Origin of the sequence: Candidatus Vampirococcus lugosii, assembly GCF_018420025.1 — a bacterium.
Classification (GTDB): domain Bacteria; phylum Patescibacteriota; class Gracilibacteria; order Absconditabacterales; family Absconditicoccaceae; genus Vampirococcus; species Vampirococcus lugosii.
This window is the reverse complement of sequence record NZ_JAEDAM010000004.1, coordinates 1-26,332: the sequence shown is the minus strand read 5'-3', so window position 1 is coordinate 26,332 and position 26,332 is coordinate 1. Positions and strand designations below refer to the sequence as shown.

Sequence of the window (26,332 nt, the reverse complement as noted above, 5' to 3'; positions counted from 1 at the left end):
AATAAAATTAAATAAATAATTTGATATTACTTACTTGTTGAGAATAAATAAAGTAGAACAAATAAATGAGCTTCAAGAAAAAATATTTAAATTATTTAAAATAAAATTATAAAATTTGTTTAGTACATAAATACTTTTTTAGATTATCGTAAATCCTTGTCTAAATCAAGTATTTAGAAAATTTACTCTATAAAGATCACTTCTTAATTAACTTTTCAATTTTTTTTATTTTTTTACTGCAGAAGGTTAATGTTCTAATTTAGATAAAGTTTTTGTAAGTGCTGACTTTTCGAAATGATTGTAAATTATATTGAAAGATATATATTATAGTATTCATTTTTTTCTCTAATTTAGTTGTATAAGATTATATTCATAATTAATTGAATTTCATAAGTTTTTGATTATTATACTGGTTATAATTTTTAATTAAAATAATATTTTTTTCAAAAATGATAAAAGATGTAATAAAAGAAACTTTGAATGAACAACAATGAGAAGCTGCACAATGGATAGAAACAAGTAGTTTAATATTAGCTTGAGCAGGAAGTGGTAAAACAAGAGTTCTTACATACAAGATAGCAAATTTAGTATTTGATTATTGAATAAATCCTTTGCAAATATTTGCAGTAACATTTACAAACAAGGCTGCAAATGAAATGAAAGAAAGACTTATTAATATATCTCAAGATATTGATATCCCAGAAAATACTCAAGATTTTGATGAATTATTATGACAAAATTCAATATCAAATGTTCACAAAATAAATAAATCAACATTAAAATGGTTGGGAACATTTCATAGTATATTTTTGAAAATACTAAAACATGAAATTGATAAAACGGAACTTTGATATACTTCTCAATTTGGTATATATGATACTTGAGAAACATTGACTTTAATCAAAAATTTAATAAATGAAAATTGATTAAAAAATAAAATAGAACCAAAAGAAGCAAAATGGAAAATATCAGCTCTTAAAAATGAATGAATAACTTATAAAAAATTTCTATATTTAGTATGAAATGATTGGGAAGAAGCAGTTTCTTTAATTTATGAAAAATATCAAAAATCAATGTTGGCATCAAATTCTATGGATTTTGATGATCTTCTTATGATTACTAAAATTATGTTTGAAGAATATCCAGATATATTGGAAAAATACAGAAAACAATTTAAATATATTTTGGTAGATGAAGCACAAGATACTAATCAAATTCAATTTGATATAATTAAATTATTATGACAAGATTGAAATGTAACTTTTATATGAGATGATTTTCAAAGTATATATTGACGAAGATGAGCCGTTATGGATAATTTTTTGAAATTATGAGAACGATGGCCAGATCTAAAAACTTTTAAATTGGAAGTAAATTATAGATCAAAAGATCATATTGTACAAGCATGAAATGCTATAATAGCAAGAAATGAAAAACAATATCAAAAAAATGTAACATCAAATAGATGATGATCTGATCATATTAGAGTTTTTGGATTTACTGATGAATTTGATGAAGCAACACAAATTATTGATTTGATGAAAAGATTGCAAAAAGAAAAATGATTTAAATGGTCAGATTTTGCAGTTTTGTATAGAACAAATTCACAATCACAACCTTTTGAACAAATATTACTTCAAGAATGAATTCCTTACAAAATATGGTGATGACTTAAATTTTTTGAGAGAAAAGAAATAAAAGATATAATTTCATATATAAAATATATAATGAATAAAAAAGATAATATTTCTCTCAAAAGAATTATAAATACACCAAATAGAAAAATATGAACAACTACAATTCAAAATATACAAGAATATGCCAATACAAATAATTTAGATATGAATTATGTTATAGATAATATTGATACATTACCCATAAAAATAACTGCTTGAGCTACGAATAATATAAAATCATTTAATACAATGATTAGATTTTTGGAAAATCAAATTGAATGACTTTATCCAACGGATTTTATAAATAATTTGTTATCTTCAATAAAATATAAAGATTATTTAATAACAAGTGAAGGTAAAGATAAAGCAGAAGAAAAAATGGAAAATTTATGACAATTAATAAATCTTGCATCAAAATATAATGAAAAAACTCACACAAATTGAATAGATGCAATGAATCAATTTATAGAAGAAATTTCAATATTAGTAGATATGGAAGAGGCTGAAGAATCTGAACCTGATATGGTAAAACTTATGAGTATACATTGAAGTAAATGACTTGAATTTCCAGTAGTATTTATAGTATGACTTGAAGAAAATATGTTCCCTCTTTCCAAAGCAAAATTTGAACAAAAAGAGATGGAAGAGGAAAGAAGACTTATGTATGTTGCAATTACTAGAGCAAAAGATTTATTATTTTTCTCTCATGCAGATAGTAGAATGAAACGATGACAATTAAGTTTCAATAAGCAATCAAGGTTTGTAGAAGAAATTCCTGATTATCTTACCAAATTTTATAATATAAAATGATGATCAAGTGCAAAAAATACTCAAATAAGTTATGATGAATGAGATTTAGTGCAACATAAATTATTTGGTAAATGAAGTATATTGGAAACTTGGAATGAAATAGTTGTAGTAAAATTTGATAACCCAAAATTTTGAATAAGAAAAATTGATACTAAATTTTTGGAAAAATTATAAAAAAATAATTGTTTTTTTATATGCTTTTTTATATTTAATATGTTTTTTATTTTTTTATAATTATATTTTTTAGTATGGAAATACTATTATCACTTATTAATATTGAATTAATGCAATCTTATACTATTTTTGATTTTAAAATAATAGAATGGTTTATTATTGTTAATATTTTTATTTTTGGTTTAGTATTTTGATCTTTTGGATCTGTTTTGATTTGGAGAACAAGATGAGAAATTAATAAAGAAGTTTTGAAATGAATACTTTATTGAAGATCTGAATGTCCACATTGCAAAAAAAAACTATCTTGGTACAATTTAATTCCACTATTTTCATGGTTGTTATCTGGTGCTAAATGTTGAAATTGTAAATCAAAAATTAGTTCATTTTATCCTGTTTTGGAAATAGTTTCTTGATTTGCTTTTGTTATTAGTTATTTTATGGTTCTTAATTCTTGATTTGAACTGTTTTCAAATAACTTTTTTTTGTATATGATATATTATTTAGTTATTAACTGGTTATTAGTATTATTACTTTTTTATGATATTTTATTTTTCCGTGTAAATACTTATTTTTGGTTATTTTTAGTTTTATGGACTATATTTTGGCAATTTTTTGGATATGTTTGAAATTTTTATCGAAGTTTCTTTGGTTGAATTATCTTTTTTGTTTTCTTTATGTTTATATATATATTTGGAAAATACTATGTTAGATTTAGATTTTGAATAAAAGATGCCGAATGAATTTGATGATGAGATGTAATGATCGCTTATTTTGTAGGTTTATTTATTCATTTTATGATGTATGATTTATCATATACTAATTTGTTTTATTATGTATTTATTTATACTATAATTTCTTCTGTATTGTGAATATTATTTTTTGTAGTAAGTTCTATTATTAATAAATGAGAACAATGATCTAGTTTACCTTTTTTGCCAGCTATGATAGCTTGATTTTGGGTTTTATTTTTTGCTTGAGATTATTTATTCAAGATTTTGTTTGTATAAAAATATTTTATTTTGAAATAATATTATGAATAATATAGATATAAATTATATACTAGATCAACTTGAAAAAGAATTTCCTGATGCAAAAATTCAATTGAATTACAAAACTCCTTTTCAATTATTAATTTCAATTATGCTTTCAGCACAATCAACTGATATACAAGTAAATAAAACAACTGCAAAATTTTATGATTATATAAATTCTCCAAAAGATATTTTGGATATAGGATTAGATAATTTCAAAGAAAAAATAAAATCAATATGACTTTATAATTCAAAATGAAATAATATTTATAAAACTAGTAATATATTATATACTCAATCATTAAATTTATCAAAAAATGATATTAAAAATAATCTTTCTATTATTATGTATGAAAAATATTGATATATGATATCTGATAATTTGTATGAATTAATAAAATTTCCTTGAGTTGGTGAAAAAACTGCAAAAGTATTTTTGAGTGAATATTATAAAATTCCTACTATGCCTGTAGATACACATATTCATAGAATTGTAAATAGAATTTGAATTGTAAAAACTAAAAGAGAAGTTCAAACCTCAAAAATACTGGAAGAAATAATTCCTAATAACAGAAAAAATAAAGCTCATCAATTGTTTATATTTTTTGGTAGATATCAATGTCTTGCAAAAAATCCTAAATGCAAAAATTGTTTATTTAATAATATTTGTCAGTATTACAAAAATTTGTAAACTTGATAAAATTAATTTATTTGTATATAAAATAATGAGATTATTAATTATTTTTTTAATAAGAACTAATTTATACTAAATGTCACTACCTTAAAAGGTTTAAATTGGTTTTGAAAAATGGAGTACTTTAAATACATATTTGCTATAAAAAGCAAAAAAGACTTGAAAAAGATAAAAAAAATAATAGTATTGACATATACTAATTTTTTTTAAAAATTAGTATTAAAATTTATTCGTTTATATTATTTAATATGTATCAAAAAAAATATTTATTTTTACTAATTTTTTCTTTTTCATTTTTACTAGTATTTTATTTTTTATTTTTTAACAAAGATGAGTTTAATGATGAAGAGTTTAATAATAAAGAAAATAATGTAGATATAAGTAAAATGATTGAGTTATGAAATTATGAAACAGTAATTACTTATTATACTGAAAAATGAGTTGATAATTTAGATAGTGCAGAATTTGATCAACTTTTACATTCTTATTTGCAAGAATGAGTCTATAAGTATGAAGAGAATAAATATTCATCTATAGTATTAGATCTTTTGGAAGATAAGGAAGATAGTTTTAATGTTTTGTATTATAAATGATTTGCAAATGAAATTATAAAAGAATATGAATTAGCAATTAATTTTTATAATAAAGCATTAAATTTGGATAATCTTTCCGAAAATGAAGCAGCTATACTTTTGAATCAGATATGACATGTATATGATATTATGTGAGATAGAAAATTATGATATAAATATTATCATAAATCTTATGATATAGATAATAATCATGAGGCATCTTGAAATATATGAAGATATTTAGCTAGGAATTGAAAATATAAAGAATCTATTAAATATTTTAAAAAATCTTTAGATACTAATAGTAATAGTTTAAAATCTGAAATTTATTATTCTTTGAGTAGTATAGTATTAAATGTTAATCAATTAAATCCAGATATAGAAAAATCTATTGAATATGCTAAAGAATCAATAAATTATAATAAAAATTATCCTATGTGATATTTATGAGTTGCTAGATGATTATATATGAAAAATGATTCTTCTTTATATGAAGAAATAAATGATTATTTAGATAAAAGTATTGATTTAAATCCTAATTGATATGAAGCATATTATTATAAATGACTTGTTGAATATAATTTTTGAGACTTTGAATTAGCTGTTAATTATATGAATAAATGATTAAGTGTTGTAGATAATGATATTATACTTATGGATAATCAAAGAGAGTTAAGAAAAAATAAAATTAGAAGCACTATTATGTTTTTTACAGTATTTGAAGTACTTAAAAAAGATAAAGAAACGGATATGAATTATTTATTTAATAATATGAATAAATATTATTATTGGGATATCTTTGTTGATAATGAATTAAAAAGAAATAATTATTGATTGTTTTGAAATGTTAAATGAGTTGATGATTATGTAGCAGATTTAAAATTTAATAATTAAAATTAAAAAATGAAAAAAATATTATATAAAATGTTTATAATTGTTTTTATATCTTTAAGTTCTATTTTATGAAACCCTTTAGTATTAGGAAATCTTGAAAAAGAAGTTACTATTGGAGATTGAACAAAAGTTATTGTTTGATGAGGTAATCAGCAACAACTTGATGAATGGTCTAATCATGCTACAACTTTTGAAACTGTAGATGAACTGTTTGATGCAATTGAAGAGGGGTGACTAGATCATGCTAAGGTTGATAGAGATGAAAATTCCGTAGCTTGTCATAATTGAGCTAGTGCTAGAGTGGTAGATCCAGAACCAGCTCCAGACCCAGCTCCAGAACCAGCTCCAGACCCAGCTCCAGATTGAGACCCAGATCCAGATCCAGATTGAGACCCAGATCCAGCTCCAGATTGAGACCCAGATCCAGCTCCAGATTGAGACCCAGATCCAGATCCAGATTGAAACCCAGATCCAGATCCAGATTGAGACCCAGATCCAGATCCAGATTGAGACCCAGATCCAGATCCAGATTGAGACCCAGATCCAGATCCAGATTTAACAGTAACAACAACTACATCTGCATGTAGTAGTTATATAGCATCATGGAGTACACATTGGTCTATTTGTGAAGTTACTTGATCATGGTCTAATGATTGAAAAATAAAGTGTATTCAAGCTCCTTCTTTTACTGCTAATAGATCATCTTGTTGAAGTCAAACTTGTAAAGAATCTTGTGATGATGACTGAAATTGTAGTACAAGTTGTTGACCATGTAATACTTCTTCGTGTCCTCCTGATGCACCTAAGCCTACTACACCTCCAGCTACTATAACTATAAATGCTTTAAATACACCATCTTCTACATGTAATAATATATATGCTGATAATTCTTCTTCATGTGAAGTTAGTCTTAATATATCAGCTTCTACTAAACAAAATAAATGAATTAAACGAACACCTTGAACAAGATCTATTACAAATATAGAGGATGAATCTTGAGAAAATTCTGATAGAATAAATAATTCTTGAACTGCTTTAAATTTTGGTACTGTTTCATCTTCTTGAATACCTACTTCTACTGCTAAATCTTTTTCAGTGCCTATGACTTGAATTAAATCAAGATCACCGTTTAAATCAAATAGTTGAGATATATGATTTAATTTATGATGAACGAAGATGACAGTCTCTTCAGTTCGTTATAGTTTTTTGAAACCATATATTTGAGAATTGAATGTGGATCCAATGTGATTTATAATATGAAATCAACAAAAATTAATATTAACTCCAAAAAAAGAATCTTTATCTGGATTGAGTTGAGAAAGTGGTTTAAAAACTGAAAATTTAGATACATTAACTTCATCAAGTAATTGATATTATATACAGTATACAACTTGATTTAATAACATGTTAAGTGATTGAAAATCAGAATTACAATTTATTTTAAATTATACTGGTACAGATCAATTTATAAATAATGTAAGTATAGAATCAGATCCATATGTTTTATATGATTTAGATTGAAATACAGTTAGATATTATTTATCTGATTGAATTGAACCAGATGATAGGAAAGTAACACTAGATGATTCAAGTTATTCTTGAATTAGGATAATTTGATATTCACAAGCTATTTGAAATCAAAAAATAACAAATCAGCAAAGAAATTTTTCTAGTATTTCTACATCTGAATTTAGAAATAAATTTAAAAGTAATGTATTAAAGTCTATAAGATGAATGGTTCATGAACAAAAAAATAATTGAATACTATATTTAGATATTAATAATAATGATGATATAGTATATGAAGACGATATATCAAATATTTATGATTTATCAGATGTGTCAACAATAGTAATTAAAAATTGAAATTTAATAATTGATAGTGATATTGTTGATATGAAATGAATAGTTTTAATTAGAGATCATTATGATGACGATCATTTATGAAATATCTTTATAAAAAATGATGTAAAAAAAATAAATGCATATATATATTGAGATTGAGGTTTCATAAGTATATGGGATGATGCTATTTGATTTAGTAATTATACTGACTCATATGAAAGAACAACTTGATTAGATAAACAATTAATACTTGAATGAAGGTTATATACTAGGAATACAATTTGATGATCTATATGAGAAGCTGGTACTTATAAATTACCTTGATGAAAAAAAACTGGTAATTATCATAAATCATTAATGTATGATTTAAACAAATTTAGAACTTGAAATAAATGACATACAACATCTGGTTATGCAGAAAATTTTATTGTAAAATATCATATTTGACAATCTCCAAAATTATTTGAATAAATTAATTTTTTAGATTAAAAATAATAATTCTAGTTATAATAGAAATTGTCTGTTACTAAAATCAAGAAATTAAGTAAAATATAATTACTTTAATTTCTTGATTTTTTTATAAATTTAAACTCATCTTTGTAGACTGAAATAAATAATAGAATAACAGCTTTCTAATAGTTTAATGAGATTAAACACTTAATAACAGAAAAAATAAAGCTCATCAATTGTTTATATTTTTTGGTAGATATCAATGTCTTGCAAAAAATCCTAAATGCAAAAATTGTTTATTTAATAATATTTGTCAGTATTACAAAAATTTGTAAACTTGATAAAATTAATTTATTTGTATATAAAATAATGAGATTATTAATTATTTTTTTAATACAAAAATTAAAGTCAACTAATATTGATTTTATATTATAAATTATTATAATCAAAAAACTTTTTTATATATTTATCTTAAAAAAATAATTATGAAGAATCTATTTGAAAAAAAAATTAATAAAGTAATAATAGGTGGTGTTATAGGTACAGCATTATTGTGATTTGGTTGATTTTCCAAATCTCCAAAATGAAAATCATTTTTTTCTAAATTAAAAAATAATTTAAAAAATAAATTTAATTTCTTTTTTTCATGAATGAAAGAAATGAAAAGATTTTGTCTAAAAAATGTTTTTAAAAAATAATATATTTAATTTTATTTTAAGTTTAATATATAAATATTAATTACTTAAAAGTAAAAATTAATAATAAATTTAAAAAATAATATCTTAAAAAATAAAATATGTATATAAACAATAATTATAAGTCAATAAAAAATGAATCGGATCAAGATCTTATAGATTGAACAAATAATTGAGATGATAGTAAAATAGACACTTCCTCACAAGTAGAAGAAAAAAAACTTACTATTGAACATTTTTGAACAAATTTAAATTTTGAAGCAAGAAATTGATATTTGGATCCAGTGATAGGTAGATATGAAGAAATTCAGCAAACTATATATACTCTTTTGAGAAAAACAAAAAATAATCCTTTACTTATATGAGAAGCTTGAGTTGGTAAAACGGCTATAGTTGAATGATTAGCTCAAAAAATAGAAAATAATGATGTCCCTGAGAAATTAAAAAATAAAAGAATTTTTATGCTTGATGTTGGTGGACTGGTTGCTGGTACCAAATATAGATGAGAATTTGAATCAAGATTAAAAACTATTATACAAGAAGCAACTGATCCTACTAATAATATTATTTTATTTATTGATGAATTACATACTATAATATGAGCTTGAAATACAGAATGATGAGCTGATGCCGCAAACATACTTAAACCTTTTTTATCTAGAGGTAAATTACAATTAATAGGTGCAACAACATATGACGAATATCAAAAACATATTGAAAAAGATCCTGCATTAAAAAGGAGATTTCAAGAAGTAAATGTTGATGAACCTAGTAATGAAGATACTAAAAAAATTTTATTTGGTATTAGAGAAAAATTTGAATCATTTCATGGTGTAAATATTGCAGATAATGCAATACATACTTCTGTTGAATTAAGTTCAAGATATATATTAAATAAACAATTGCCTGATAAAGCAATAGACTTAATTGATGAAGCATGTGCAAGACAATCTACTTTATGAGAAAAATTAGAAAAAAATGATGAATACAAACAAGTAGAAAAAAAACTTGAAATTTTGCAAAAAAAAATACAAGCATCAATTTTAAATCAAGATTATTTTAAAGCGGCGGAACTTAAAGAAGAAGAAGAAAATTTGAAACAAGAAATGAAAAATATTAGATCTCAAAATTCATTACCAAAACATTTGAGAACAAATGTTGATAGTATAAATATAAGTGAAGTTTTGTCTATGAAAACATGAATTCCTAAATCTAAACTTAATGAATCAGAATTAAATAAACTTAAAGATTTGGATACTTTGATAAAAAAAGATTTAGTTGGACAAGATGAAGCAGTTCAATCTTTAGTAAACTATATAAAAAGAAATCGTATATCTGTGATAGATAGACAAAAACCTATTGCATCATTTCTATTTTTATGACCTTCAGGTGTTGGTAAAACTTATATTACTAAATTGTTAGCAAAACATTTTTTTGAAAGCGAAAAGTCACTTATTAGAGTTGATATGTCGGAATATATGGATAGAAATAGTTCTAGTAAACTTATTTGATCTGCTCCTGGTTATGTTGGTTATGATGAATGATGAACTCTTACAGAATCTGTAAGAAGAAATCCTTATAGTATTATATTATTTGATGAAATAGAAAAAGCATCTCCTGATGTTTTAAATATTTTGTTGCAAATTCTTGATGAATGAACACTAAAAGATAATAAATGAAGATTAATTGACTTCAAAAATACTATAATAATTCTTACTTCAAATATTTGATCGGAAGAATTTGCCAAAAAAGTAGTAAAAATTTGATTTTGAACTAATAATAAATCTTCAAAAGATTCTTTTGATAAAGATTTTGATATAGTGAAAGAAAGAGTTATGGAAAAGTTGAAATCTGAAATATCTGCTGAATTATTAAATAGATTAGATAATACTATAGTATTTAAACCTCTTTCCAAAGAAATAATGATTGATATTTTTCAAAAAGAATATAAAGAATTTTCAAGATTATGGAAAGAAAAAAAATGAATATCAGTACCAAAATATAATGTAAAAAATATACAATCTATTATTGATGAAATTTATGCACCTGAATATTGAGCTAGACCAATTTCTAGATATATTCATGAACAAATAGAACCAAAAATAATAGAAGAAATAATTGAAAATGTTTAATTTATATTAAGTATATAAACTATGATGAAGTTGACAAAAAACTTCATCATTTTGTTTATTTTAAAAATTGATAAAAACTTATTAAAAATCTTGAATTCAAGAAATTATTTAGTATACAATAAATATTGTATTTTTATATTTATTAATTTGATTATGCTTAAAAATTTAAATTATATATCTCTAGATCTAGAAACAACTTGATTAGATATCAAAAAAGATGAACCCATTCAAATATGAATAGTAAAATTTGATAATAATTTTAATATATTAGAAAAATATAAATCTTATATAAAACCACAATCAAACAGTTTAGATTTAAAAAATATTGTAAAATTCGTAACTAATATTAATGTTAATGATTTGCAAGATGCACCGTATATACAAGATATTCTGAAGCAAATTTCAAAATATTTTGATAAAAATACTGTTATTATTTGACATAATATTATGTTTGATATAAATATTTTATCAAAATATATGGATTTATCTTTTGTTAAAACTTTGGATACTTTTCATTTGTCGCATAGTATATTTCATTTTTTACCGAGTTATTCTTTGGAAATTATAAGTGAAATTTTAAAAAAAGAATATAATATAATTATTGATTGAGACTATCATGATGCTTTGACAGATAGCTTGGCATCTTATAATATTTTTAAATTTTTTGTTGAAAGATTTTGAAATTTGTCAAATAAATTTCCTATTTTAAAAAATTGTATTTTAAGATCAGAAAGTATTTATAATCAAATATTTGATATAAAAGATGATTATTATGTAGATAAATCAAATTATTTTTTACCTTGATTAAAAAAAGAAGTAGCTGTTAATTCCAAAATTATAAATAAATGACCTGATAATACAATTTCTAAATCAAAAGATTGAGATAAATTTTATGTATGAGATGAATCTTTCAAAAAAGTTTTGTATGATATAGCAACAACAAATAAAAAATGAATTATTTGTTTTCAAAATCCATCAAAACTTAAAATTGCAAAAACTTTATTATCAAATTTATGAGTAAAAAATATTTGATATTTGGGAAATAATTCTATTTTTGATAAAGAAAATACAAATTTATTTTTATGAAAAGATAATTTTAATTTTTTTGAAATTAATTTTTTAATAAAGTATTTTAGTCAATATGATAAATGACATTGATTTTTGGATTTATCTTTGGCAAATGATTTCAAAATTTCTAATTTTTTGCAAAAGTGAATTGATAAAAAATTATCTGATATAGTTCTAGCAAATCATTATAATTTATTTGAATTTATAAAAAATAAAAATATATCTGATTACAAAATTTATTTTTTTGATCGGGATACTTGGTACAATAGTTTATCAAAATATTTAAATAAACCATTTGATCTATATTTTGTTATTTATAAACTTGAATTTTTTATATATAAATATGAAATTAAATGACTTGATATATATGAATTAAATAAATTTTATACTAAATTTATTATATTTACTGGTATTCTTTTCAAAGAAATAACAAAACAATTTATTTGAATTTCAAAAGATATAGTAGAAATTGATTATATCAAATGAAATATTGATTTTTATTTATCAAATAAACTTTTTAATTCTCTGAGAGAAGATTTACTTGTTATTTCAGAAAAATTAGAAAATGAAGATAGAGATTGTATTGTAGATTTTTTTGATGATATGGACGATATATTCAATAATATTTGTTTGATAAAAAAAATGATGTATGATGAAAATAAATTTTATTTTACATTTTATAGAACAAATAATTTAATTAATTATCAAGAATTTATGGATTTTTTTGATAAAAATGAAGTTGTATTTTTTTCAAATAATACTAAAGAATGATTTTATTCAATATGAGGTGATAAATCTTATAGTAATATTAAATTATCTAAACAAAATGATAAAAATAAAATAATTGATAATATATCAAAACATAATAATATATTTATACTTTGTGTCAATAAAAATAAATCTAAAGAACTTTTTGAATATTTATTAAATAATAACTATAATCTTAATTATGAATTATTATTTGAAAATATTACTTGATGAGTTGGTAAAAATATTTACTATTCTCAAATAAAAAATAAAAAAATAGTAGTTTGATGATTTGAATTTTTATTAAATCTTATGTCAAGTAAAATATCTTTTGATCATATATATGTATATTATGCACCATGAGCATTTGAAAAACAAATAATAAAAGATATTCACTGGTATACATGAATTTTGTAAAAATTTTAAATATTTTTTTAATATGCAAAAACAAAATATTACAAAAAATAAATATTTTATAGCTATTCATCATAAAAAACTAAAATCTTTTCAGTAATTTGAATAAAAAATTATATATAATATATGATATAGATACATTGAAACTTATTATTTACCTAAAAAAATCAAATATAAAAATATTGATTTTTACATAATTTCATTATAATAGGTTTAGATTTAAACCTTATGAGATGATATATGAAAAATATAGATAAAATAATCTGATCTTGAAAGACAGTTTTTACATACAATGATATAAAAAATATTGTATGAATAGAAAATAAAGAAACTATAAAAAGTTTTTTTTCAAGATGAGTAAAAAACGGTATTTTTGACTATATAACTAAATGAATATATACATTAAAAAAATATAACAAACTTGAACTTTCAACAAAACTTAAAAAAAATTCATATATTAGCTTTGAAACAGTTCTTAAAAAAGAATGAATTATATTTCAAGATTATCAAGACACTATATTTCTTGCAAGTGATAATACTATTACAAAACAGTTTTTAGGAGTTAATTTTAGATACTTAAACCTAAAAAAAGATATTCTTTTAAATCCTATATGAATTATAAACAAATGAAACTATATGATAGCAAGCAAGGAAAGAGCTATCTGTGATAGGTTATATTTATCAGCAAACTATTATTTTGATAATTTAGAAGATATAGATAAAGATAAATTAGAAAAGATAAGTTTGATATACAATAAAAGAGTTATTTTAGAAATTAAAAAAATACTAAACAATGCTTAATACTGATAAACATAGACAAATTATGTTTTTAATATTAAAGGATATTTTTTCATCAAAACTTGGTAAATACTTGGCTTTTAAATGATGAACTGCTTGTTATTTTTTATATTGATTAGATAGATTTTCTACAGATTTAGATTTTGATCTTTTGGAAGACTTTGAGCAAGTAGATGAGGAGATGGTAGATATATTAAAAAAATACTGAAAAGTTAAAAAAGGTCATAATATATTGCTTTCTTACTGAGAATATGATGTAAATATAAAAATAGATATAAACAGGAAAATTTGGAAAAATAATAAATATGAAATAGTAAATTTTTATGGAACAGATATAAAAGTACAAGATAAATCAACTATATTTGCAAATAAACTTGTTTCTTTTATTGAAAGAAATGCAAATAGAGATATATATGATATATACTTTTTCTTTAAAAATCTTTTTGATGTAAATGAGAAAGTTATAGAAGAAAGAACTTGAAAAACATACAAAAAAGCACTCATACAAATAAGAGAAAAATTAGAAAAATCACCTAAAAACTATAAGATACTTGATTGACTATGAGAAGTTTTAACTCAAGACCAAAAAAACTTTTGTAAAAAATAATTTAATTCAAGAACTTATAAATTTAATAAATATGAAAATTAATTTTTCTTAACTTATTATTTACCTAAAAAAATCAAATATAAATGAAAGATAATCAACTTTTCAAGGAAGAAACACTTGCAAAGAAATTATTAACTAAATGATTTTGGTTATACTTTTTTGCTTTTATCATAGCTCCTACTTGATATCTTATAAGAACTATACTTTCAAATGATCTATGAGTTTCAGATATTTGAATTATATATTCACTTCTTTGACTTGTAAGTATACTTGTAATATATTGAGATCTTTGAAATAAGTGAGCTTTAAATTATTTTATACCTAAGTTTCTTGCTAAAGGTGAAGATAAAAAAGTTTGATTTTTGATATGATATACTATCATTTTTCAAATATTTTTTTCTATTATCATATCTTTACTTATATACTTTTGAGCAGATGTGATATCAAACATATATCTTGATTCTTATGCTAGTAAAACTTTTATATACTATATTATAGCTTATTTTATACTTTTAAATTTATATGGTCTTGTAAATAATATATTAAATTCTTTTCAAGAAATATTCTATCAAAGATTTTCAAATGCTATAAGAATGTGGCTTATATTTGCTTTTACATTAAGTTTTTTTCTTTTTGAAAATGGTAGTATAGAAAATTATTTTCTTACTTGGATACTTTGATGAGTTATAGCTTTTGTACTTTCTTGTATATTTTTATATATAAAAGCTTTAAAAAAGGTTAAACTTCAAAAGATAGATATATCATACAATAAAGATACTTTAAAAAGTTTTCATAGTTATGGATTATGGGCATTACTTTGAGGTCAAGCATGAGTTGTTATGTGACAGATAGATTTACAGATGGTTTTGTTCCTTGCTTGAACAGAAAGTGCAGGATATTATACAAATTTTAAAAGTTTGTTTATGATACAATGAATGTTTATATGACCTATCATGCAACTTTTCTTGCCTATCATCACAGAGCTTATAGAAAAAAAAGAAAATTTTAAAATTAAGATATTACAAAACATATATTATAATTATTTTTGAATTATATTTTTTGCACTTTGAGTATTTTTCTTATTATTTTGAGATATAGTATCTATAGTATTATTTGGTGATCATTTTTTACTTTCTGGTATACTTTTACAGTTTATAGCTTTATTTTTGGTTCTAAAAGTTTTATTTCAGTTCAATTTTGTAGTGATAAATGCTTATGGAAAACCAAAAAATAGAGTAAAGATAATAGCTTTTGCTGCACTTGTAAATATCCTTATAAATGGAGCTTTGATACCTTTTATATGAGTATATGGAGCAGTTATATCAAGTATCATAGCTTGGTTTATGATGTTTTTATTTTCATTTATCTACATATATAAGAAAAACCCTATCATACTTTATAGGTGATTTTTATTTTGAAATATAGTTTATTTTTTGATAGTATGACTTATACTATATAGTTTGAAATGAATTTTTTTTGAATATACAAATAGTGCAAGGTATGAAAATTTATTGTACTTGATGATAGCTTTTGCTATATTTTGATTATGATTTTTGATCATAAACTATAAAAGTTTACTAAAACTAAAAAAAGAAGTTGTTAAGATAAGGAAAAATTAATACTTTCTTTCTTTAAATATTTTTCAAATTAAATATAAAGGAATAGTTTCAAATCAATTTTTATTTCAATAGTTTTGTGCTGTAAACTTATATGCATATGTAGGATTATATCTTTTTATAAAAGAGAGTAAACTTTTAGCTTTCCTTGATTTATCTGATGATTTAGCTTCTATGGGTATTAGATGTGTTTTTTTCTCAAATATAAACTCTATCTCTGATTTTCATCTAGTCCAGGTAAATAGATGTTTATCAGTAATTGAAAATAATTCACAAGCTATAAAATTTTCTATAATATATCATTTATATGATCATAAAGAACTTTTTATATTTAATAATGAATGTATAGGAGTAGATAATTCAGCATTTAAAAGTCATATATCATGCATAAATACTTTAAACTTATTTTTTTGAACTTCTGCCTTTAAAGGTTGTTTAGTATCTGATATGATAAAACTTTGTATAGCAAGTCTTGCTTTTGATAACCAAGTAAGTGGTCATACTATCCTATCATAACCTTTTTGATTTGGTATAACTCAAGTAAATTTAAACTTGTTGGTTTCTTCATAATCTGCTTTTGATAATTGTATAGAAATTGCTTCAAAAACATTTAGTATATGACTTGAATTTACTATTCATGCATGCTTAGAAAAATCTGATTTATATGATTCAAGAAGCTGTTCTTGTTTTTTTCTAACTATATTTAAAGTTTCATATAAAGAATTATCTTTTACATGTTCTATAAAAGACAAAACAACTTCAGGCATTCATCATATAGCCAAATACAAATAAAACTTATCAAGCAATTTTTGATGAAAAAAAGTATCTATAACTTTCATATTATCCACATCTATAGTATTATAAAAATCATAAAGTTTTTTATCGATTGCTTGTAAAAATTCTTCAAAAGTAAGTGGAAACATAGAAAGATATTCAACTTTTCATACCGGGAAAGATTCTTGATTTTTCATAATTCAAAGATAACTTCAAGCTGCTATAACTTTAAGTTCTGGTTTTTCTTCTTGTAAAAATTTAAGTGAATTTATAGCTTTAGGATATTCCTGTATCTCATCAAAAAATAATAAATCATTGTCTATATCTATACTTGTATCTAAAAAATACTCAATCTTGGTTAATATAGTATTGGCATCTTGATTTCAATCAAATATATAAAAAGCATCTTTTTGAGATTGAAAGTTTATCTTATGTATGTTTATATTATTATGTTTTGCAAAATGTTCTATAACAAAAGATTTTCATACTTGTCTTGCACCTTTCAAGATAAGAGGCTTTTTATTTTTCTTTTTACTCCAGTTTGTCAATTCTTGATATATATTTCTTTTAAGTTCCATTTGTATATTATAATATTATAAAAAATATATTGTCTTTACCAATTCTGGGAATTTTAGGTAGGTTTATATTACCATATATGGGAGAAATTATATACATAATAAAAATAAAATCAAGAAAAACTTTACTAAAACTTAAAAAAGAAGTTGTTAAGATAAGGAAAAGCTAAAGGTTTATAAAACTTACCAAACAAGCTGGTATAAGATAAACATCTTCTTTTATTTCTAATTTATTCTTTGTAATAATTATTTTTTTATCTATTTTACTTGAATAGTTTTTACTAAAATTTTGCATAATTTCAGGGACATTTACTTTATTTCTATACTTTACTTCCATAGGTATAATTTTATCAAATGATTTTTGAAATATAAAATCTATTTCTGCTTTGGATATAGTTCTATAAAAATTTATTCAATTATTATCTTTTAATTTTAATTCATTATAAACAAAATTCTCTACCAATTCTCATATATTAGCAGTTGGAAGTTCTTCAAGGTTTCAGTAAAGTAAATAATTTCTAATTCACATATCATTAAAATAAATTTTTGGCATTTTGCTAAGCTCTTTCCTTACATTTTTATAAAAAGGATTTAATATGTTTATTATGAAAGTTCATTCAAGTATATTAAGATATTTTTTTAAAGTATTTATTGATATTCATAAAGTAGCATTTAGTTCTGATTTGTTTAACAAACTTCAAATTTGAGAAGAAATTATTTTAAGCAAATTATTAAAAGCTTGTATATTCTCTATATGTAAAAATGATGTTATATCTTTTTGAATATATGTTTTGTAATATCTTTTGCTATATTTTTTCTAATGTTTCAAGTAGTCAAAACAATTTCAGGATATCATCATATAGTTAGATATTCTTTTAAAAAATTTTCTAGCTCATTTTGATAAATATTATAAAAATCATTTATTTCATTAAAGTTATTTATATTAAACTTTATATTATAATTTTTAAATTTTCTTGCTTTTAGATATTCCTTGAAAGTAAATGGAGTAATGTCAAACACTATTTTTCTACCTGTAAGATGTTCAATATTTTTTGTTATTTCCAAACTTGAGGATCAACTACAAATTAACTTTATATTTGAATATTTATCATATATATTTTTAAGAAAAACACCTGCATTTTCTATATTTTGAAATTCATCTAAAAATATAACAATATCTTCATTTTCTTGATATGAGTATTCAAATTTTATATAATTTATCAAGTTTCAAGCTGTCTTTATCTTTTCTTTTATATCAAGGTCATCCATATCCAAAAACACAGTTTTCTGACTTTTGAAAGTTGTTTGTAAGTCTTTCATTATAGTGGTTTTACCAACTTGTCTTGGTCATCTTAATATTATTATTTTGTTTGTATCCAATACTTTTTGAATTTCATCAAAAATCAATCTTTTTATTAACATAAATAATAAGTAATTATCTAATTAAATTAAAAACATTATAAACAATATTGATAAAAAATCAAGTATTTTTAATTAAGTCCTTGATAGAAAGTTGACTATAAAAGTTTACTAAAACTTTAAAAAGAAGTTGTAAAGATAAGGAAAGGGTAGTAAGTTATAACTTTTTATTATAAACCCAAATTTTATTTGGAATATAGCAAATCATATTAAGAATAAATTGTTTCCATTTTGGCATTCTTTTTTTCCAAGATTGGTCATATTTGATTTCAGTAATATCTTTTTTTTGCATACTATTTCATCATATATAGTGTATTTCTTGTTTATTAGCATTATCAAGATAATCTTCCATATTTAAATCAATATTAAATTTATCTTTTATTCTTTTTAAATATTTATCTGGATTTTGAGTAAATTTATCATAACTTATCATTATTTTTTTATTTTTATTATGTTTTTTATATGTTATATAAGATAATATATTCCATATATGCCATATAATATAAGTTCTTCAAAAGTTTTTTCATCTTTTTTCCATAGAGTTGCTTACTCATCTTAGATCCCTTGTAAGGTAAATTACATATAAGTCTATATTAGGATTTTTTTGTAAATATTTTAATCTTCTTGGGTCTTTAGAAGAATCTACAACAGTATTTATATTTTTATCATATATTTTATTAGAATTTTTTATAATGGAATTATATAGTTTAGTATCATCTAAATTATTAAAATTTATTTTTGGAAATCAAAATAATATATTTAAGCTAATTTTTAAATTATCTAAAAAATTTTCATTTTGAAAATATATATTATCTTTTGGAACTTCTTTTAATACTTGAGACCATAATTTACAATTATAAATATTTTCTCTGCATCATTGACATTTTCATCTATTACTTAATATTTTACTATTTCATAATTTTCTTATTCTATGTCATAGTTTTATCAATTCTGAAACTGCTATACTATCATTAGCTCATCATAAAATAGCATTAATCAAACTAGAGCCACTATGTCAGTATCAAACTGTATAAATAACTTTTACTTTGTCCATATTGTATTATTTATATTAATATTTAAACTTTATCATATCACCAATATTTTACTAAATCAATCTCTGGATCTATAAGATTATGTTTATGAAGTAAATCATTTATTTTCTCTACCTCTGGTTTAAATTGTTTCATAAGTTTTGTTTTTGCATCAAGACTTAATGTATTTGTTTTTTTATCAATTTTTGAATCTATATAATCAACAAAAATTCACCATTTTTTTCTAAAAGATAAAGGTAAAATTTTTCAAAAAAATCTTCTAAATATGTTTTTAGATTTTAAAAATTTTGTTAATTTTGTTTTAGGAGTTATATTAGCTTGTTTATAATCTATTTTCATTCTATCAACTCACAAGAAATCTGTAATCTCATCTATAGTTTTTTGATTATCTTTTTTAAATTCTTCATATATGACTACTTTTATTTGTTCTTTTGGGAAATAATCTAAGTATCTTTGTAAGTGTTCTGTAAATTTTATCCATTCTGAGTAATAAAGTAATGAAGAATATTTAGTTCTTTTTCAAATTTTTTTTCATTTTTTTCTATCTTTTTCAGAAATTAAAGCTTCTTCAAAATTTTCTATAAATTCACTTCAAGTTTTATATATTTGAGAATGCCAACTTTGTAAAAAGCTTAAAGGTTCTCTAATACAAAACAATAATTTAGGATTGTGATTAAAATTATATATTTCTTTTGCTGCTAATTTACTATAAGCATAATTTGTACTTGATTCTCAAATAATTTTTTGTTCTTTATTAGCTTGTTCAAATAATGAAAGGTAATCTTCTTTATTAATATATCTAAAAATACTATTTTTTGTTTTACCTTCTCAATTTAACTGAATAGCTTCTTGATGATGGTCTGTATTAAAATAATGAGGCTCCTTCGTTTTAGACATAAAAATATCTTTATGATTAGAAAGATAATTATGAAGTATAGTTGTTCAGCATTTAGGTTCTCATATTATAAAAAAATTTGGTTTTGGCATTATTATTTTTTAATATATAAATAATTACTTCAAATATTCTCTTTTAATACAAATCAATTATCTTGTATAAACTTTTTTGTTTCCTCAAGTTTTGGATGTTTTCACCATATTTCTATAAATAACTTTGTTCATTTATTTAATTTTGTTAAAGTTTCTTTCATTCATATTAAAACATTGTATTCAAATCATTCTACATCCATTTTTATAAATCAAATATCATTTATATCAATATTTTTATTACTAATAATATCATCAAACTTTTTAATATTTACATCTATAATATTGTAATTTTCTCAAGTGTAATTTGATTTTTCTTCTGAAGATATAAATTTACTTCATCAAGTATGAGTTTTGTTTTGTAAGAAAGTTAATTTATCTTCTTTATCTCATAATCAAAAATTTTTTAAATCCACATTTTTATCTAAATTATTTAATTCAATATTTTTATTTAATACTTTGAAGGTATCAGGATTTGCCTCAAAACAAATAGATTTTTGAAATCATTTTTTATTTATTGCATACAGAGTATAAAAACCAATATTTGTTCATATATCTACAAAAAGTTTTTTATTTTCTGTATCATCCAAAAAATGTTGTAAGTGATGTTCAAAATATTGTGAGCTTTTTCATAAAGTATCATCATTATTGTATAGAAAAAACTTGGCAACTTTATTTTGTATTATATAATTTTTTCTTTCTTTTCTGGATAGAAAGTTATTTATTTTTTCTTTCAAAAAAGGTAAAATAATAGGCATATATGATAAAGATTTTAATTTTATCCAATTAAATTTTCATCATTCTATTACTTTTGTATTAAAAATTGTATCATAAGCCATATATAACCTTGAAAAATTTTTTTTAATTATATTCATTTTTATTATTTATAAATTATAAAAATTATTTATAGTTTTACTCATCTTCTTTACTTGTTTTTCCAAAGATAATTCTTGTATATATTCAAGTGCATTTTGTTTCAAATCCTCATACAATTCAGGTTTATTATATAGCATATCAATATTTTTTGCCAAAGCTTTCCAATCAAGTTGTTTGAATAATAAACCATTATAATAATTATCTATTGTTCTATAAGTTCAACCTCCATCAGCACATATAGGAACCACTCCTACACTCATAGCTTCAAGTTGAGTTTTTCATTGTTTTTCTCCAAAACTTGGCATAACAAGTATATCACTTTGAGCAAGTTTTTTATAAAACACATCTCTTTTGTATATTTTACCATGAAATTTAATATTCAAATTTTGAGCTAATTTTATATTTTCTTTTCTTTGTAGTTTATCCATTCAAATAATATTCAATTCTACATTATGATTTGTATGATTTAATGCTTTCAATAATACATTTAATCACTTTCTATTTATCTCTCATCATACAAAAGAAATTTTTTTTGTTATTTTATTGTTTATAAGTGCTTTATCTTCATTAAAATTTGAGCAAGAAATTATTTCAATTTGATTTATATGATTTTTTTTATTAGTTGTTATATTTGCAGTATAAAAAATTAAGTTATCTTGAAATATAAATCTTGAAATTCATTCATAAATAATATAAACAAAAGGTTTTAATAATTTTCTTATAAATCTTTGAAATTTATTTCAATGAATTGTAAATTGTTGGATAGGGTCACTAACAACTCTAATTATAAGTTTTTTATTTCTTAATATTAATCATAATAAAAATCAAATAAACTTATAAGGATATAATATAAAAAATAGTTCATCATCATTTATTTTTTTAATTTTATTTTTATAATATCATATATTTTTAATAAAAGATTTGAAATCTATTCATTTGTCAAAAAAATTAATTAATGCAATATTTGAATCAATTTCTTGAAATTTATTTGTATCAATATTATTTACATAAAATATATTGGCATAAAAATTTACTTTATTGAAGTATTTTCAATATCAATTTACAACCCAAGCACTTCTTGTATATTTTTTTCAATTTACTACAAAAACTTCAACAGGATAAAAAATGTTCAACATATATTATTTTTTACTTAAAATAAAAAACTCTCTATAATTTCATCATTGATCATCACTAATTCATTTTTTAATTATATCAAATTTTCCAAATTTTTTAATATGATTATCTAAACTATCAGATTTGTTTTGATAAAAAGTATGACTTTCTAAAACTAAAATTCAATTATTTTTCATTAAATTATAAATTTGTTCTAAATATTTTTCAATACTTAGTCATACCCACATATGTATAGCAAATGAAAAAACTACATCATACTTTTTGTCTGTTTTATATTTTTTAAAATCAACATTATGGATTTTAACATTTTGTATATTTTCAAATCCTAATAATTCATTTCATATATCACATAAATTTCACTCATATTCAACAACATCAATATTTTTTACAAATCTTGAAGTATAAGCTGAAAAAAAACTTATATTCCCTCAAATATCTAAAACCTCTTTTTCTTTACTTAGATAATTTTCTAATCAATAATTTCAAAATCTTGAAGCTGTTGGTCTAACTCAAGTTATCATCAAAGGAGGATAACTTTGATAAAAATCATAGACTCAAAACTGATTTATTTTTTTTAAAAACTTTTTTCTTAATTTATATTCAAATTCTGTTATTCTTCAATTTTTAAATTTAAAATAATTTAACATTTTTGCATCTATATAAAACATAATTTGTCTTATATAATTTAGAACTTTTTTCATAGTGTATTTATTTAATTATTAAATCAATATATTCCTCAACTTTGTGTATTTTTTCTTTTAAAGATAGTGAAGGAACTTTTAAAAATGGTCTATTATAAATTTCACAATATTTATTTGTTATAAATTCTGATAAATTTCATTTTTTTACTAATAATTCTTTTTTTTCTTCATCTTGTAAATTGTCATATAATTTAAAGATATTTCTTTTTTTTGTGTTAATTATTTGTTCATCATATTTTACATCAATATATATAGGTTGAATTTTATTTAATATAATGTTTTTTAAAAACTTTTCAATTTTAGTTTTATTTATTTTATTTTCATATAAAAACAAAGAACTAAAAATAGAATGTAAAAATAATTCATCTGTTATAATAATTTTTGATTTATAATATTTATTTATATAATTAATTTTATATATAGAATATGATAATTTATTAAAAACTATTAATCTTTTTTCAAAAGAAAGACTAAATTTAAATATTTTCCAATTTATTTTAATATTTTTCAATATAGAAAATAATCTTATTATAAATTTTTTATAAATTTTCAAATTATTATAATTTTTGTTAAAAATTTCACAATAAAAAACATTTTTTTCATATTTGGGATTTAAAGCATTAATTATTGATGTTTTTCAAGATCCTTGTAATCAAGTAAGCTCTATTATAATTTTTTTCATAATCTTTTTTATTTAAACAAACTAATTATTTCATAATTATTTATATTTTTATATATCTCAAATTCTCATTTTTCATTTTTTCTAAGAATAAGCACAGCCTCATTATCTTGATATTTACTATTATTATGAATCAAAACTAGATATCATCATTTTTTAACATATTGTAACATTTTATTGTTTACAATATTTAATATATCTTCTTTTTTAAAATAGTTAAAATGTAATAAATTAGCACATTTAACTATATCATATTCAATTTCTAATACATCAGTTATAATATTAAATTCATTTATTTTCAGTCAATGTTTTTTTAAATCAGGATTCCAAAATTTAATATATTTTTGATTATTTAATTTTCAATTTATTTTTTTGTTTATGTATATCAATATAAATAAAAACTGAAAATATACAAGATAATTATCTTTATTTAAAAATAATTTTATAGGTCAATAGTTTATATATTTTAAGTAATTATAATAATCAAATAAATCATATTTTTCAAAATTATTTTGCATATGTTCATATAAGTTTATACTTGCTGATCCGTCTGAACATCATACATCTGCAAATTTTATTTTTTTATTATTTTTTCAAATTATTTTTTCAATTTCTTTATCTCATATTATATGTCTTTTATATGCAACAGTTTTAAAAAATCATCAAACATTTATTGTTGATAAAATTTTGGAATACAATTTTCAATTTTTTATTTTTTCTAAAAATAAAGGAGAATATTTTATTCTTAAAACAACTCTTATTATATTATTTTTTATATAAAATGGTATTAAAATACCTGATTTATATAAAATGTCTTTTATTTTCATACTATTTACTTATAAAACTTTAAATATTCATTCACCATCTTATCAACAGTAAAATTTTGTATACTTTCTTTGTTAATAATGATTTTCTCTTTAAAATCAATTTTATTATCTAAAAACTCATTTATTTTTTCAGCAAAAAAATTTATATCACCAACTTCTCAAAACAAAGCTTCACAAACTTCAGTATTTTCAGGTATATCTGTTGTTAAGATAGGGAGATTATAATACATAGCTTCAAGTATTACATTTGCTTGTCATTCAAATTTTGTAGGTAAGAAAAATAAGTCTGCACTATTCATAAGTTCAGGAATATCATCTCTTACTCATAAAAATTTTATAAAATTATCTAGATTTTTTTCTTTCACTAAATTTGCTATTTTTTCTTTTTCTGGTCAAACTCATGCATATAAAAATTGAAAATCACCCCTTTTTTGTGAAAGTTTTTCTACTACTAATACATTTGTTTCATAATCTTTTTGAGGATAAAATTTTCAAACTGTAAGTATAGTTTTTTTATCATAATGATATTTTTCTTTTGGTTCTTGAAAATTTATTCAATTATAGATTACTTGTATTTTATTATCTTCAAATCATCTTTTTATAAGAGCATTTTTGTTTGTAATAGAATTTGTAATTATCTTATTTGAAGATCTATCAGTAATTTTTTCAAGTATTTCTAAAAGTTTTGGTTCCCTAGAATTTCTTATTCAAGTAAAAATAGTATATTTATTAAAATTTATAGCATTTACAAGTTTACAGACTATATTTGCATGAGGAAGCATTGATTGGATTGTATCAGGTTTAAAGTTTTTGGTTATCTTATTTACTTTATAAACTGCTTTAAAGATTCATAGATTTGATTTAAGTTTTATAAGATGAACTTTTATTCATAAGTTTTCTATCTCTTTTTTATAATATCCATCAAAAAATCATACAACTTGTATTTCAAAATCATTTTTTATTCAATTTAAAAGATTGAGCATTTGTCTTTCAGCTCATCATTTTTTAAATCAAGTTATTACAAATAGTAGTTTTTTCTTTTTCATTAAACTTATCTATTAAATAAATCATAATATTTTTTTATATCA

21 protein-coding genes and 2 pseudogenes are annotated in these 26,332 nt (G+C 21.0%); 12 read left to right on the top strand and 11 right to left on the bottom strand.

Annotated features, from left to right (window positions below; all coding sequences use genetic code 25):
• Window positions 1-449 precede the first annotated feature (449 nt).
• The 12 genes and pseudogenes from VAMP_RS06880 (at window position 450) to VAMP_RS00675 (ending at window position 16,226) form a co-directional block, all read left to right on the top strand.
• On the top strand, window positions 450-2,660 hold the full coding sequence (locus VAMP_RS06880) for an ATP-dependent helicase (RefSeq protein WP_213348181.1): 2,211 nt from the start codon (window positions 450-452) through the stop codon (window positions 2,658-2,660).
• Between the two features lie 74 nt (window positions 2,661-2,734).
• The gene (locus tag VAMP_RS00720) at window positions 2,735-3,667 is read left to right on the top strand and encodes a prepilin peptidase (RefSeq protein ID WP_213348179.1); all 933 of its coding nucleotides are present in this window, start codon (window positions 2,735-2,737) and stop codon (window positions 3,665-3,667) included.
• A 25-nt stretch (window positions 3,668-3,692) separates the two neighbouring features.
• Complete coding sequence (locus VAMP_RS00715; RefSeq protein WP_213348177.1) at window positions 3,693-4,382, top strand: endonuclease III domain-containing protein; 690 nt, start codon at window positions 3,693-3,695, stop codon at window positions 4,380-4,382.
• Between the two features lie 251 nt (window positions 4,383-4,633).
• A complete protein-coding gene (locus tag VAMP_RS00710; protein ID WP_213348175.1) occupies window positions 4,634-5,851 on the top strand; it encodes a tetratricopeptide repeat protein in 1,218 nt (405 codons plus the stop codon).
• Window positions 5,852-5,860: 9 nt separating this feature from the next.
• On the top strand, window positions 5,861-8,167 hold the full coding sequence (locus tag VAMP_RS05850) for a hypothetical protein (RefSeq protein ID WP_244831484.1): 2,307 nt from the start codon (window positions 5,861-5,863) through the stop codon (window positions 8,165-8,167).
• Window positions 8,168-8,373: 206 nt separating this feature from the next.
• Window positions 8,374-8,481, top strand: a pseudogene (locus tag VAMP_RS06875) (endonuclease III); the annotation flags it as partial.
• 150 nt (window positions 8,482-8,631) lie between these two features.
• On the top strand, window positions 8,632-8,844 hold the full coding sequence (locus VAMP_RS00700) for a hypothetical protein (RefSeq protein WP_213348173.1): 213 nt from the start codon (window positions 8,632-8,634) through the stop codon (window positions 8,842-8,844).
• Window positions 8,845-8,942: 98 nt separating this feature from the next.
• Window positions 8,943-10,973 carry an ATP-dependent Clp protease ATP-binding subunit gene (locus VAMP_RS06870; RefSeq protein ID WP_213348171.1) on the top strand — a complete coding sequence of 677 codons (2,031 nt, stop codon included), beginning with the start codon at window positions 8,943-8,945 and terminating at the stop codon, window positions 10,971-10,973.
• A gap of 153 nt (window positions 10,974-11,126) precedes the next feature.
• Window positions 11,127-13,205 (top strand): 3'-5' exonuclease, encoded by a 2,079-nt coding sequence (locus VAMP_RS06865; RefSeq protein ID WP_213348169.1) that lies wholly within the window; start codon window positions 11,127-11,129, stop codon window positions 13,203-13,205.
• Between the two features lie 225 nt (window positions 13,206-13,430).
• On the top strand, window positions 13,431-14,003 hold the full coding sequence (locus tag VAMP_RS00685) for a hypothetical protein (RefSeq protein ID WP_213348167.1): 573 nt from the start codon (window positions 13,431-13,433) through the stop codon (window positions 14,001-14,003).
• Window positions 13,996-14,607 (top strand): nucleotidyl transferase AbiEii/AbiGii toxin family protein, encoded by a 612-nt coding sequence (locus VAMP_RS00680; RefSeq protein ID WP_213348165.1) that lies wholly within the window; start codon window positions 13,996-13,998, stop codon window positions 14,605-14,607. Before VAMP_RS00685 ends, VAMP_RS00680 begins: the two co-directional genes overlap by 8 nt.
• 83 nt (window positions 14,608-14,690) lie before the next feature.
• Window positions 14,691-16,226: an oligosaccharide flippase family protein gene (locus tag VAMP_RS00675; protein WP_213348163.1), complete on the top strand. Its 1,536-nt coding sequence runs from the start codon at window positions 14,691-14,693 to the stop codon at window positions 16,224-16,226.
• Here VAMP_RS00675 and VAMP_RS00670 read toward each other — a convergent pair.
• From VAMP_RS00670 to VAMP_RS00620, 11 genes and pseudogenes are all read right to left on the bottom strand, one after another.
• Window positions 16,223-17,575: an ATP-binding protein gene (locus tag VAMP_RS00670; RefSeq protein WP_213348161.1), complete on the bottom strand. Its 1,353-nt coding sequence runs from the start codon at window positions 17,573-17,575 to the stop codon at window positions 16,223-16,225. The two genes, VAMP_RS00675 and VAMP_RS00670, sit on opposite strands and share 4 nt — an antisense overlap.
• Window positions 17,576-17,738: 163 nt before the next feature.
• Window positions 17,739-18,317 (bottom strand): annotated as a pseudogene (locus VAMP_RS00665) (ATP-binding protein); the annotation flags it as partial.
• A gap of 23 nt (window positions 18,318-18,340) precedes the next feature.
• Window positions 18,341-18,994, bottom strand: coding sequence for an ATP-binding protein (locus tag VAMP_RS00660; RefSeq protein WP_213348157.1), 654 nt, complete (start codon window positions 18,992-18,994; stop codon window positions 18,341-18,343).
• 154 nt (window positions 18,995-19,148) lie between these two features.
• The gene (locus VAMP_RS00655; RefSeq protein WP_213348155.1) at window positions 19,149-20,045 is read right to left on the bottom strand and encodes a hypothetical protein; all 897 of its coding nucleotides are present in this window, start codon (window positions 20,043-20,045) and stop codon (window positions 19,149-19,151) included.
• 22 nt (window positions 20,046-20,067) lie between these two features.
• On the bottom strand, window positions 20,068-21,030 hold the full coding sequence (locus VAMP_RS00650) for a sulfotransferase domain-containing protein (protein ID WP_213348153.1): 963 nt from the start codon (window positions 21,028-21,030) through the stop codon (window positions 20,068-20,070).
• Between the two features lie 2 nt (window positions 21,031-21,032).
• Complete coding sequence (locus tag VAMP_RS00645) at window positions 21,033-21,902, bottom strand: FkbM family methyltransferase (RefSeq protein WP_213348151.1); 870 nt, start codon at window positions 21,900-21,902, stop codon at window positions 21,033-21,035.
• A gap of 9 nt (window positions 21,903-21,911) precedes the next feature.
• Window positions 21,912-23,039 (bottom strand): glycosyltransferase family 4 protein, encoded by a 1,128-nt coding sequence (locus VAMP_RS00640; RefSeq protein ID WP_213348149.1) that lies wholly within the window; start codon window positions 23,037-23,039, stop codon window positions 21,912-21,914.
• 3 nt (window positions 23,040-23,042) lie between these two features.
• On the bottom strand, window positions 23,043-23,738 hold the full coding sequence (locus VAMP_RS00635; RefSeq protein ID WP_213348147.1) for a methyltransferase domain-containing protein: 696 nt from the start codon (window positions 23,736-23,738) through the stop codon (window positions 23,043-23,045).
• Between the two features lie 7 nt (window positions 23,739-23,745).
• Window positions 23,746-24,420, bottom strand: coding sequence for a hypothetical protein (locus VAMP_RS00630; protein WP_213348145.1), 675 nt, complete (start codon window positions 24,418-24,420; stop codon window positions 23,746-23,748).
• Between the two features lie 8 nt (window positions 24,421-24,428).
• Window positions 24,429-25,244 (bottom strand): hypothetical protein, encoded by an 816-nt coding sequence (locus tag VAMP_RS00625; protein WP_213348143.1) that lies wholly within the window; start codon window positions 25,242-25,244, stop codon window positions 24,429-24,431.
• Between the two features lie 5 nt (window positions 25,245-25,249).
• Window positions 25,250-26,290, bottom strand: coding sequence for a glycosyltransferase (locus VAMP_RS00620; RefSeq protein ID WP_213348141.1), 1,041 nt, complete (start codon window positions 26,288-26,290; stop codon window positions 25,250-25,252).
• Between the last annotated feature and the right edge of the window lie 42 nt (window positions 26,291-26,332).